Source organism: Curtobacterium sp. MCBA15_007 (assembly GCF_001864905.1).
In the GTDB taxonomy this organism is placed as follows: domain Bacteria; phylum Actinomycetota; class Actinomycetes; order Actinomycetales; family Microbacteriaceae; genus Curtobacterium; species Curtobacterium poinsettiae.
This window is the reverse complement of sequence record NZ_MJGM01000001.1, coordinates 246155-258382: the sequence shown is the minus strand read 5'-3', so window position 1 is coordinate 258382 and position 12228 is coordinate 246155. Positions and strand designations below refer to the sequence as shown.

Sequence of the window (12228 nt, the reverse complement as noted above, 5' to 3'; positions counted from 1 at the left end):
CTGGCAGAGTGGCCGTGATCGGTTAGGCATCGGTACCGACATTGAAGTCGTATTTGTTGCGGTCGAAGAGCGCCAGACGCGCGGGTCGTCCAGATTGCACGTGTTCTTCGAGGAGGATCTCGTCGAGGACGGCGCGGGTGATGTGCTCGGTGCCGTCCCATGCAACCGCGGCGGCTGCCGAGTCGATGAGCGTGGCGAGACTGTTCATGTATCCGAGGGTCGACACCCAGAGATAGTCCGCAAGCTCTGCCGACAGCCAGCCTGCGCGGCGCGGTTGACCGGGCAACCGTAAACGGTCTTCGTACTCGACCAGCAGGTCGCTCCACGCCTCCCGCTCGAGCGTCGACTGATGACCCATTGGCCGGACCGGAATCGGTATCCATCGGCCCTTTGATCCTCGACGAGAAGATTCGATCGGCCGTTTCGGCGGGTCGGTGAGCATCCAGCCGATGTCGTTCCCGCAGAGGACGACGCGCGTTCCGATGTTCGTCAACCATTTGAGCGCAAGATGCACGTGGCGACCGGTCTGGCCATCGAACTTGACGTTGTGGATCTCGTCGAGCACCAACAGGCGTGTTCGGCAAGCACTCAGCGCACGCTGCACCTGAACGGACGGCTCTCGGCGTTCTGCTGGCCACCCAAGCTCGCGAAGAATCGTGAAGTACATGCCTCGCACGTCCACGCCGTCCTCCAGCACGATGTAGAGCGCAGAGCGCTCGATGACGTCGAAATCGCGAGATGGGCTTGGCTGAACGCCTCGTATGTGGTCGAGTCGAGCGAGACGTCGGAGTTCGTTGGCTGTGAACTGCCGAACGATGAAGGACTTCCCAACACCAGGAGGGCCTGAGACGACGGGAACGCCGCGCTGGTGGATCGGCTTGTTCGTCGCCGTCAGGGCGCTCACGGTCAGTGAGTTCATCACCGGTGTCGCTGTCGCCGTGTAGAGGAACGGCATACTCGCGTGCCACTGTGCCCGTTCGTACTGGTAGAGCATGCGATCGTCTGGAGTCATTGAGGCCATCTGCTGCATTGTGCGGAGGCCTGGGTCCGGCGTCGACGGGTTCTCGGTTTCATCTATGAAGGCTCGGTCCGCCTCGCTCAGCCGTTGGAGGTGCTCGTCCTCGTCGGCTGCCGTGGTTTCTGCGTTGCCGCTCACCATCCGTTCGTTCTCGACTCTGCTCGACGAAGGCGCTGCCGCGGGTGGAGTGGCGTCACGGGCGCAAGGGTCGACCCGACGGGCTCCGGCTCAGCGACAGGAGCAGGCTCAACTACTGGGATGCTTTCGGCGGGTGGATCTTGCTCGGTGTTGAGCGGTTCGACGCGGTCGTCGATGATGGGTTCGAGGTCTTCGTTGCGGAGCTTGTCCGTCTGACTTCCGACGATGCGCTCCCCGATGCTCTTCCGCCGGACCGCGACGGCTTCAGGGGTGTCGGAGTCGATCTCGTCGAGGAGGTCGAGCAGGCGTTCAGTGAATTGTGCCTGGGTCGGCGGTTTCTCGAGGAGCGCTGTATCGATCCAGTTCGATGCGGTCTCACCGAATCTCGGCGTGTGCGCGGTGAGCTTGTCCCAGCGCAGGGAGTGCAGCATGCCGTCGCCGTCGAAGCAGTAGGTCCGGCGCAGGTCGGATGGGTCGTAGTAGACCCTGATCTTGTTGCCGTCGAGTGCGCGGCCGTCGCGCTGGATCTCGCGAAGGTGGGCGCTTCTGTACTTGAGTTTTCTCGCGGTGAGTGAGCTGGCAGAGATGGTCGCCTGCACGGACGGGAGGAAGCGAATCCACTCGTGCGCGGCGGTGACGTCTGGCAGCATGCCCGTTTCTTCGAGGGAGAGCGCCCACATCACGTAGGGGCTGAGGTCGACGTAGGGGTCGCGCTCGTGCCGGAGTCCGGCGTGCAGGCGGTGGTTGTAGAGGTCGATGAACTGGCGCATGCGGCGCTCGTACTCCTCGCCTGTCCACACCGCTTCGGCACGGGGATCTTCGCCTTTCTCATGCACGGATCCGCCCGTGAAGGCCGAGAGCATTGACTCGAAGAGGTCCTTGATTGTCCGGAACACTCGCTCGACCTGCGCCTTGTCCGTCGGCGTCAGCGCGCGCTGCGGCTCGAGGGAGGTTCCGATGCGGGCCATCTCGCCTGATGTGGCCGTTGCTCGGAAGGGCATGCCGTTGTCGACGCCGACGGCTTCCGGATGGAATCCGGGGAACCAGGCGATTCCGGCGGGGACGCCGATGAACGTCTGGAGCGCGGGCTGTTCGCCAGATTCTGTCCATTCGGCCACGAGTTCGGTCGTCTTCGGCCGGAGGACATCGGCGAGGCAGAGGACGACGCCGAAGGCGGAGGTCGTCTTGGTCACGCTCATACCAACGATCGCGCGGGTGTAGTGATCCAGCGCGATGGTCAACTCTGGCCGATAGGTCTCGCGCGTGACAGGGTCGATGACCCACACGTTCACGGTGGTGGTGTCGAACAGAACGAGTTCCCCGGCACGGCTCGTCAAACGCTGGAACTCCGCCGGGTCGGGCCGCTTTCCGGCGGAGATCCTGGCCGACGCAGATCCGCGGAACTCTTCCCGACGAGCCATCAGGAGGTTAATGCGGCTGCGGATGGTGCGGTCGGTTGGCAAGTCGGGGAAGATGCCGTTCTTGCGACAGTGCTTGCGGAAGAGCACGATCTTCGCCGACACGGTCGTCGTCGACTTCACGCGACGATCGTTGAGGAAGGTTGTGAGCTCGTCGAGGAGCGCCTCACCGGTCTGAATCTTCCGAGGCGCGATGTATCGGGGATCGATGAGTGCCTGCGATCCGCCTTCGCGGTACCGCTTGAGGAGGCGCTCGAGGCGGCGCCGTTCCGACAACCATTCCACTCGGTGCTTCTTCTGCCGGCCGTTCTTCCTCGGCTTACGAGCCCGCATCTTCGCGAGCGTTGTGGTGCGCTCCGCCAACGTGTGGAACTTCGGGTTCAGCGCGGGCTGAGGAACAGTGTTGACCGGATCTGAAGGCTTAAGCCCAGTCTGCAGCAGCAAGAGCATCGCCTTGTCCTTCTCGAACCGCTTCAACGCCCTCGAGGTCATCTTCTTCTCGACGGCGAAGGACCGCGGCCGGTCCGACGCCGGCAGGTGTGTGTTTCGGACAGCGAGAGCAAAATCGCAGACAGGGACGTCCGGCAGCCGCTCGCCGTTGAGGTCCTCGAGCTGCACGGTCGTCCCCATGCGAAGGATTTTCGCTTCCTGCCCCTGCCAGGTGATCTGTCGGTCGTCGCGGAGCCACCGCACCCACTGGTTCATGCTGCGAACACTCGGCTCGTTTGCGTGAACGGAATCGTAAGGTCCGTTGTCAGGTGCCGGTCCCAGATCAGACTCCGAACGACGACGAGGGCGATCGATCGGGGCTGCGCTGTGCGACCACTGCTGGCTGGCCAGTCACCGATCCACGGCGCGATCTCCGTGGCGAGCTGACCGGCGGCAATGCCTCCGCGGCTGTGCTGGACAGCGCGAGCCCGGACCGTAGTGGCGACGGCCATAGGCACCTTCGACGACGCGAGAAAGGCAAGGTTCTCGATCACCGTACGGTCGCGGCCGGTCCACACGACGTGTCCTATCCCTGCGCGATTCAGGATCTTGCGGACACGCTCGTGTCGAGCAATCGCCTCCGGCCTGGCCGCCTCGGAGGGCGTCTTCACGTCAACAGCGACAGGTACCCGACCGAGTGCCAGAACGACGAAGTCCACGGTGTGGCGGCGGAGCTCGTCGCCTGGCGGGAATTGGATCGCGACCGACTGCGCGCCGATGTGCACGACCCGTGGGTCGTAGTCGGCGACGAGGACGAAGGAACGCTCGAGTCGGGATTCGCAGTTAACCAGGTCGCGAACGGTCGTGCTGTAGAACGCGATCGGCTTGTTCTTCTGCCCGGGTCGACGGGAGAAGTCGCGCAGCGGGTGAGCCTCGGTGAAGTCGCTCCATCGGACTGATTCAAGGTCCCGAGGGTAGGTGGCGTAGCCATCCGCGCTGAACACCAGTCGTGGGCTGCGCAAGCCCGCCGTGTCGGGGAAGTCAAGATGGCGCACCCCGCGGATCGAGCGCGCCAGTCGTGCTCGAGAACCGTGGCGGTGCCGCTCGAAGCCTGCGTGTCGGGCGAGGACCTGTTCGAGGTCCTCGCCGCCGAGTTGCAGTCCTGTCACCGCGTCCGGCCAGTACTCGTCCGCCCAAGCGTCCAACACGTCGCTCATCGCCATCACCCGCCTCGTCGCCGATGGGATCAGCGTAGGCACAACGGCAGGTTCACAGCAATAGATGCTGGAAAGTCAGCCGTCCTTCTGCTGAGATGGTGCCGAGGGGCCGCGTTCGTCGCGAGCCCTCCGAATCCATAGGGAGACCGTTGTCTGCTTGGACCCGATTGCCTCCGCAATGTTCGAAGCCGTCACGCCGAGCTCCGCTGCCTCCAAGGCGAGTCGACGGCGACGTTCGGCACCTCGGATCTGCGCAAGGTGCTCTTGCCTCAACGCCGCAAGGATGCGAGCTGCTTCCTCGGGGTCGGCAACTTTCCGCCGAGGCCGTCCGGCGGGTTTGCGGTTCAGGTCTGACACTGCGCTGGTTCCTTCGGTCCGTGAGACGAGCCCGAGTTGTCACACGCCAGAGGGCGTGCGAACATCCCGGGACGGAACCGAGGAACGGATTGAGCACGTCGCTGCTCGACAGGCAGCGACGAAAACTGAACGCAGCGTGGACAGTGGAGCCCTGGCAGACTCCTCACGTCCGAAGCACGGGCGGCCGAAGCCAGCCCGATCTTCAGCATGCCTGCGTTCGAAGCTCAAGTGTAACCACCCTCCCAGTAGCGAGGTCGTGTATCGATCCCATCGTTCTCGGACCTGACTATGCCGTAGATTCGCCCGTTTCTGCTCGTAAACGAGCGGATCTCGGGGGACTCTGTGGCAATCGGATCGTGGTCCCGGCGGCGAGTGCCCCGCTCGTTGCAGCCCGTTCCGGTTCCTCACTCCAACTGCCCGCCGGTCCGACGCCTCGGCTGGCCCTCCTTAACGCGCAGAGATGATTCATCAGAGGGAGTGAGTGTCGTGACCATCCCCAAACTGAGCTTCGGGTCCATGGTCGGTGTCATCGCTCATGGCCGCGACTACGGACGAATCGAGGAACCTCAGAGCGGACCACGCGGACGCCAAGCGACGCCCGAGGACGAGGACTTCCTCATCGGCTCCGGCAGCATGACCCGCGCCGAGTACGAGGAGTCGAAGGCGGCAGTCGCTCGCGGCGAGCTGGAGGAGATCGAACGCCGCACGGAACTCGAGGGCCTCATCGCCTCGCTGACAGCCGACGAAGCCGCGGAGTGGTTGGGCGTCAGCAACGTTGAGCTGCATGCGCTCCTCCTTGTGGGGGAAGTGACCGCCTTCGTTTGGGACGGTGAGTTGCGGTACCCGGCGTGGCAATTCACCGATGACCCAGCGATACCTGTCCTGCCCGGCCTCGCGCGACTCACGCCGGCGTGGGGCGAGCAGAAGCACCCGTCCACGATCCTCGGCTTCATGTACAACGCGGACCTCGAGATCGAGGGAACCGATGAGTCCTTCACACCAGTCGAGTGGCTGACGATCGGCGGCGACGTCCAGGTCGTCCTCGACCATCTCGAAGCCGCGAGCTGGCAGTAGGAACACCTCGAGCGCCGATTCGCGTCTCACAATCGCCCTCCACTCACCCATCCCTCCTGGCGGCGCTTGTGGAGGACCAACAACTCGAACACGAGGGGAGTGCCCGATGACGTCACGAGTACAGATCGCACGCGCACGCGCACGTGTTGCTCTCGCCGCCCTGACGGGTGACGACCTGCCCGACAGCGTCCGCAGCACCGCCGCCATCGACTTCGCGGATGCGGACGATGCTGTGTTGGTTGCCCGGGACCGCAAGCTTGCCCCGCCGCGGCAAGACGGCGCCTTCACGCGACTGATCGGTGTTCACGCCGACGGTCGAGACTTCGGGCCGCGCCACAACCCGCCGCGTCGTCGAACCCACCGAGAGCTCACACCTGACGAGGAAGACGCACTCATCGAGTCCGCGTTCGGCACCCGGGAGCGGTACGAAGCAGCGAAGGCTGCAGTCGCACGCGGAGAGCTCGCAGCAGCCGAACGCCGCTCTTGGCAGCGCGCAATGAGCGCCTCCCTCACCCTGGAGGAGGCGGCCGACTGGCTGGATGCCGGCAGCGCACGGGTCCTCACCCAGCTCGCGTTCGGCGACCTGTTCGCGTTCGTATGCGACGACGAGCTTCGGTTCCCGGCATGGCAGTTCACCGACGACCCGAACCACCCCGTGCTGGACCACCTATCGACGTTGGCCGGAGCCTTCGACGACGACATGCACCCGACGTCGATCCTCGGCTTCATGACGACAACGCACCCGTACACGCGCATCCACGGCGAACCGGCGACGCCTGTCGAATGGCTCACCGCGGGCCGCGGGGTGCAGCCGTTGCTAGAACTACTCGAGACCCGGCGCTTGAGATAGATCCTGCACCGAAGACCTGCTCAGCCCCACTCGCAATATCCCCGACCTAATGGGGCGGCAGGACCTCACGAATGTAGACGTCAGAACTGGATGTACCCGTTCCAGTCCCGCTCCGCATCTGACCCGTCCTCCCCGAAAACGTCGGGATCAACCGGAAAGTGCTCGTTCCGGAAGTGATCGAGCGACGCCCGAGCCTTGTCCCGCAGCGTCGAAACATCCTCTGCGGGGTGCATACGAGACAGCATCGCGGTCCGTCGCTCCAGGACCGCGTCCCACATCTGGCGACGGCTCACCTCGGCCATCAACTGCCCGGCGACCAACATCGAGTGGAACTCGAGCGATCCCGCGAACCGATCCATCAGCGTGATCAGATCCCGGTCTTTCACCCCCGTGAAGACGTTGGGCTGCCGGTTCTGCTGCTCTATCATCCAGCGCACCTGCGCTCGCGCGTCCTTGAACGCCTGCCCTTCTGGATCCTCTGGCATGACTTCCCCCTCCCGCCACAGCAAGATGCATCGGGCATTGGCGATATACAACAGTAGGCAGCTTCGGTCTGAGTCGTGCTTCTGGCTTCGCTCCCTATCCGGACGGCATGGTCACTACGGGTTGAGGAGCTCTCGTTCGATGCGTTCTGTGACGGCGTCCCGCATCGGTCGCACGTCTGCCGGTGACCAGGAGGCGGGGTCGGGGAACGACCACTCGAGGACTGTCCCGCGTGGTTCTGCGGGGAGTTCGAGGCCGGGTTTCATGAGGACGACGATGTCCGCCTGCTCGAGCAGGTCGGCCGTCACGCGCCGGGGTACGCGTCCGGTGATGTCGAGGCCGAGCTCGCGCACGGTCGCGGCGATCGATGGGTTCACCTCGCCGGCCGGTGCGATGCCGGCGGAGGTGGCCGTGTACCGGTCAGGTGCGGCGAGTTCGAGGAGGGCGGCGCCGAGTTGGGAGCGGCCGGCGTTGTGCTTGCAGATGAACAGGACAGTGGGCTTCGTGGTCATGGATGCAGGTCTGGTCAGTTGGTGCAGCAGGAGGTGCTGTCAGTAGTCGGCTCTGGCGGAGTGCAGCAGGTCGCGTCCTCAACGTCCGGAGTGGCGGTGGCGGCTGGGGTGGTGCAGCAGGAGCTGCCTCCGATGTCGGTGGAGCAGACGCCCGTTTCGGGGAGGACGAGTTCGAGCTGTCGGGCTGCGGTGTGGTCGCCGGCGAGTTCGGCGGCGATGGAGCGGACTTGCTCGTAGCCGGTGAGGAGCAGGAACGTGGGGGCGCGGCCGTAGGACTTCATGCCGGCGATGAAGAAGTTCGGCTCCGGGTGCGCAAGCTCAGCGACGCCGTGCGGGGGCACGGACCCGCAGGAGTGCAGGTTCGGGTCGATGAGCGGTGCGAGGGCTCGGGGTGCTTCGACGATGTCGTCGAGGCCGAGGCGGATCTCGCGAAGCATGTCGAGGTCGGGCCGGAACCCGGTCGCGTTCACGATCACGTCCACCGTCACCGCGAAGGGCTCTCCGGCACGGCGGCCGGTGACGGTGACCTGGTCGCCGTCGAGTCGGACATCGTCGATCTCGAACGAGGCGATCTGCTGCACCTGACCGGACTCGACAAGCCCGTGGACGGTGGAGCCGAGCTGCCCGCGAGCGGCGAGCCCGTCAGCGGCGTCCGCGCCGAGCCGGGCCGTGCCGGCGTTCCGGACAGCCCATAGCACGTCGGTACCCGGCGCGGTCTTCGCAAGGCTGGCGAGCTTGATGAGCGTGTTCGCCGCGGAGTGGCCGGCACCGACGACGACGACCCGCTTCCCCGTGAACCGGGCACGGTCGGCGCCGAGGACGTCGGGAAGTGCGTGGACGACCCGGTCGCCGAGGTCCGCGGCGGGTGTGAGCCCGGCGGCAGTGAGGGGGTTCGGGGAGGTGTAGGTGCCGGAAGTGTCGATGACCGCACGCGCGGTCACGTCAGTGACGCCGTCGGCGGTGTGGAGGCGAAGCAGGAACGGGGTGTCGTCGCGGCCGGTGGAGCGGGTGCGGTCCATTCCCTGCCGTGACACCGCCTCCACGCGGATGCCGTACTGGATCACCGGTGCGAGCTGCGGGGTGGCTGCCAGGGGTGCCAGGTACGTGTCGACGAGGTCCTGGCCGGTGGGCAGAGACGACGCACGCGGTGCTTCCCAGCCGGTGGCTTCCAGGAGACGCTGCGCGGCGGGGTCGATGACGTACTGCCACGGGGAGAACAGGCGCGTGTGTCCCCACGCGCGGACGCTGGTCCCGACGGTCGGGCCGGCTTCGTAGACGACGACGTCGAGGCCGCGCTCGAGGAGGTGCGCGGCGGCGGCGAGTCCGACGGGGCCGGCGCCGATGACGGCGACGGGGAGTCCGGTGAGGCGGTCCGCGTCGGTGCGTGGTGGGACGGTGAGGGTGATCGTCATGGTCTGCGGCTTCCTGGTCGTTACGCGGTTGCTTCGGTAGGCAGCAGCTCGGCGAGGAGCGTCTGGACGCGGTGCTTGATGTCGTCGCGGATGGGGCGGACGTCCTCGATGCTGCGGCCGGCGGGGTCGGTGAGTTCCCAGTCCTCTTACCGCTTGCCGGGGAAGACCGGGCACGCGTCGCCGCAGCCCATGGTGATGACGGCGTCGGAGTCGCGGACGGCGTCGGTGGTGAGGATCTTCGGCTGGTTGCCGGCGATGTCGATGCCGTCTTCGGCCATCGCCTGGATCGCGATCGGGTTGATCTGGTTCTTCGGCTCGGAGCCGGCGGAGAGGACCTCGACGCGGTCGCCGCCGAGGGCCTGGGCGTAGCCGGCGGCCATCTGGGAGCGTCCGGCGTTGTGGACGCAGACGAACAGGATCGTGGGCTTGTCGCTCATGGGTGTGTGTCTTTCCGGGGTCAGTGGATGAGGGTGAGCCAGCCGGCGAGGGCGGCGAGGGTGACGGCGAGGACGGGGATGGTGAGGACGATGCCGGTGCGGAAGTACTGCCCCCACCCGATGTGGATGCCCTTCTTCTCCAGCACGTGCAACCACAGCAGCGTCGCGAGGGAGCCGATGGGGGTGATCTTCGGGCCGAGGTCGGAGCCGATGACGTTGGCGTAGACCATTACCTCGTGCGTGAGCCCGGTCGCGCCGGCGCCGCCGATGGCGAGGGCGGCGATGAGGACGGTGGGCATGTTGTTCATCAGGGACGCGAGGATCGCGATGGTGAACCCGACGCCGAGCGCGGTGACGAGGACCCCGTGGTCGCCGAACACGTCGAAGAGCTTGGCGAGGTGGTCGGTGAGGCCCTGGTTCTGGAGGCCGTAGACGACGAGGTACATGCCGATGGAGAACAGCACGATCTGCCACGGCGCCTCCCGGATCGTCTTCCACACCGGAATCACCCGCCCCGACGGCATCCCGGCGCCACGATTACCGCCAGCGTTGACGGTGGCGGTACCGCCGGTGCTGACGAGGACCGGCGCGGCCTCGTCACGGGCGAAGAGGAACGCGGGCTGCCGAGCCGCGACGAGGACGATCACGACCGCCCCGACGCCGGCGACGGCCGCAAGCGGGACGCCGATCGGATCGGCGGCGAAGTAGCCGACCAGCAGCAGCGCCAGGACGACCCAGCCAGCGCGGAACGTCGCACGATCCGTGACCGCGGCGGCGGGGCTGGTGAGGGCGAGGACGTCGTACCGCTTCGGGATGCTCCTACCAAAGTAGGCCAGCAGCATGCCGAGGGAGGCCAGGACGGAGACGATGCCGACCGGGATCATGACGGCGGCGTACTCGGCGAAGCCGAGGTGGAAGTAGTCGGCGGAGACGATGTTGACCAGGTTCGACACCACCAGCGGCAGGCTGCCGGTGTCGGCGATGAACCCCGTGGCGAGGATGAACCCGAGCGCCGCCTTCTGCGGCATGTTCAGTGCCCGGAGCATCCCGACGACGATCGGGGTGAGGATCAGCGCAGCACCGTCGTTGGCGAACACCGCCGCGATGACGGCACCGAGGCCGACGATGAGCACGAACAGCAGCCGTCCGTTACCGCGGCCCCAGCGGGCAACGTGCAGGGCCGCCCACTCGAAGAACCCGGCCTCGTCGAGGATCAACGAGATCAGCACCACCGCGACGAACGTCAGGGTCGCGTTCCACACGATCCCGACCACGGTCGGGATGTCGGAGAGGCCGACGACGGTGGTGGCGAGGGCGATGACGGCGCCGATGAGCGCGGTGTAGCCGATCGGGAATCCCTTGGGCTGCCAGATCACCACCACGAGCGTCGCGACGAAGATCGCTGCCGCGACCACCGCCAGCACCATCAGGCCGTCACCGCGGCCTGATTCACTGCAGCCTGGTTCGCCGCGGCGGCGGCGCGTTCCCACCCCTGCGCGGCGACCTGGACGGCGTCCCACGGGGACCCGAGCGGCGGCGTGTAGCTGAGGTCGAGATCGATCACGTCATCGACCGAGAGGCCGGCGTGGAGGGCGGTGGCGAACGTGTCGATGCGCTTGCTGATCTCCGCCGTGCGCTGCCCGACGATCTGCGCACCGAGGAGCCGGCCGGTTGGCTGATCGCCGGTGACGCTGATCGTCAACGGGACGGCACCCGGGTAGTACCGCTTGTGGTCATCCGCCACTGTCACCCGCGTGAGCGGCGACACGTCCAGTGGGCCGGTCTCGTGCTGGCGGAGGCCGGTGCGGGCGGCGACGAGGTCGAACACCTTCACCACCTGCGTCCCCACCGACCCGGCGAACGTCTTCGAGCCGCCGAGCATGTTCTCCCCGGCGACGCGGCCCTGCTTGTGCGCTGTCGTCCCGAGCGGCAACCAGGTGGTGCCGAGGAGGCGGTGGTGCGTCACGACGCAGTCACCGGCAGCCCACACGTGCGGTACCCCGGTCCGCATGCTCGCGTCGACGACGATCGCGCCGGCCTGACCGAGCCGTGCCCCAGCGGCGACCGCGAGGTCCGTGACGGGATGGACGCCGACACAGACCACGACGAGCGCGAACGTGCCCTCCGCGTCACCGGAGGCGGAGCTGGTGGCGACGCGCCACTGCCGGTTGCCGCCCGGGGTGATGCCCGTGACGGTGGAACCGGTCAGGACGGTTGCGCCATGGCGGCGGACCTCGGCGGTGACGAGGGACCCGAGTTCCGGGTCGAGGGTTGAGAGCACTTCCGGGCCACGCTGGATCAGCGTCGTGTCGAACCCGCGCGCGACGAGCCCTTCGGTCATCTCGAGGCCGATGTAGCCGGCACCGACGACCGCCACACGGCTCCCCGCCGGCAGCAGCTCGAGGGCAGCGACGACCTGCTCGGCATCCGTCATCGAGTGCAGCAGGTGAATGCCCGGTTCCCCGAACGGCACCCCTGCCGGGCGCACCGGCTCGGCGCCGGTACCGATCAGCAGCTCGTCGTAGTCGATCTCCTCGACTCCGGCAGGGCCGGTGACGGTGAGCCGGCGGCGGTCGACGTCGACCGCGGAAGCCCAGGTGGAGGAGCGGACGGTCATGCCAGCGGCTTCGAGGTCCGCGCGGGTGCGGTGCGCGAGCGACGCTTCCGCGGCGACGTCCCCGGAGACCCAGTACGGGATGCCGCAGATGGAGAAGTTCGGGAACTCGTCCGCGAGCACCACCGTCACATCGGTCGACGGGTCGAGTTCACGGGCGCGGAGCGCTGCGGCGATGCCGGCGTCACTGCCACCGACGGCGAGGAGGTGAGTCATCAAGCTGGTCCTTCACGGATCGAGCGGGAGCCGGAACCCGGCGTCCACATCGA

The 12228-nt window shown here is 66.7% G+C and carries 10 protein-coding genes and 1 pseudogene; 2 read left to right on the top strand and 9 right to left on the bottom strand.

Going from position 1 to position 12228, the window contains the following annotated elements; all coding sequences use genetic code 11:
- Window positions 1-22 precede the first annotated feature (22 nt).
- From BIU95_RS01220 to BIU95_RS01210, 3 genes are read right to left on the bottom strand one after another with little or no spacing between them, the layout of a single operon-like run.
- Window positions 23-1156: an ATP-binding protein gene (locus BIU95_RS01220; RefSeq protein WP_175470698.1), complete on the bottom strand. Its 1134-nt coding sequence runs from the start codon at window positions 1154-1156 to the stop codon at window positions 23-25.
- Window positions 1153-3279: a Mu transposase C-terminal domain-containing protein gene (locus tag BIU95_RS01215; RefSeq protein WP_071249994.1), complete on the bottom strand. Its 2127-nt coding sequence runs from the start codon at window positions 3277-3279 to the stop codon at window positions 1153-1155. Before BIU95_RS01215 ends, BIU95_RS01220 begins: the two co-directional genes overlap by 4 nt.
- On the bottom strand, window positions 3276-4226 hold the full coding sequence (locus tag BIU95_RS01210; protein ID WP_071249993.1) for a hypothetical protein: 951 nt from the start codon (window positions 4224-4226) through the stop codon (window positions 3276-3278). Before BIU95_RS01210 ends, BIU95_RS01215 begins: the two co-directional genes overlap by 4 nt.
- A gap of 837 nt (window positions 4227-5063) precedes the next feature.
- On the opposite strand from BIU95_RS01210, the gene BIU95_RS01205 reads away from it, so the two are divergent.
- Both BIU95_RS01205 and BIU95_RS18045 read left to right on the top strand, forming a co-directional pair.
- Complete coding sequence (locus BIU95_RS01205) at window positions 5064-5651, top strand: hypothetical protein (protein ID WP_139179583.1); 588 nt, start codon at window positions 5064-5066, stop codon at window positions 5649-5651.
- 106 nt (window positions 5652-5757) lie between these two features.
- Window positions 5758-6501 (top strand): hypothetical protein, encoded by a 744-nt coding sequence (locus BIU95_RS18045; RefSeq protein WP_139179582.1) that lies wholly within the window; start codon window positions 5758-5760, stop codon window positions 6499-6501.
- 80 nt (window positions 6502-6581) lie between these two features.
- Here BIU95_RS18045 and BIU95_RS01190 read toward each other — a convergent pair whose 3' ends face one another.
- The 6 genes and pseudogenes from BIU95_RS01190 to BIU95_RS01165 all read right to left on the bottom strand — a co-directional run bounded on the left by BIU95_RS01190 (window position 6582) and on the right by BIU95_RS01165 (window position 12175).
- Window positions 6582-6986: a hypothetical protein gene (locus tag BIU95_RS01190; protein WP_139179581.1), complete on the bottom strand. Its 405-nt coding sequence runs from the start codon at window positions 6984-6986 to the stop codon at window positions 6582-6584.
- 114 nt (window positions 6987-7100) lie between these two features.
- The gene (locus BIU95_RS01185) at window positions 7101-7496 is read right to left on the bottom strand and encodes a low molecular weight phosphatase family protein (protein WP_071249983.1); all 396 of its coding nucleotides are present in this window, start codon (window positions 7494-7496) and stop codon (window positions 7101-7103) included.
- 14 nt (window positions 7497-7510) lie between these two features.
- Window positions 7511-8908 carry an FAD-dependent oxidoreductase gene (locus tag BIU95_RS01180; protein ID WP_071249981.1) on the bottom strand — a complete coding sequence of 466 codons (1398 nt, stop codon included), beginning with the start codon at window positions 8906-8908 and terminating at the stop codon, window positions 7511-7513.
- Between the two features lie 20 nt (window positions 8909-8928).
- Window positions 8929-9345 (bottom strand): annotated as a pseudogene (locus BIU95_RS01175) (arsenate reductase ArsC).
- A 20-nt stretch (window positions 9346-9365) separates the two neighbouring features.
- Window positions 9366-10760 (bottom strand): arsenic transporter, encoded by a 1395-nt coding sequence (locus BIU95_RS01170; RefSeq protein ID WP_254783236.1) that lies wholly within the window; start codon window positions 10758-10760, stop codon window positions 9366-9368.
- A gap of 11 nt (window positions 10761-10771) precedes the next feature.
- Window positions 10772-12175, bottom strand: a complete 1404-nt coding sequence (locus BIU95_RS01165) for an FAD-dependent oxidoreductase (RefSeq protein WP_071249979.1) — start codon at window positions 12173-12175, stop codon at window positions 10772-10774.
- Between the last annotated feature and the right edge of the window lie 53 nt (window positions 12176-12228).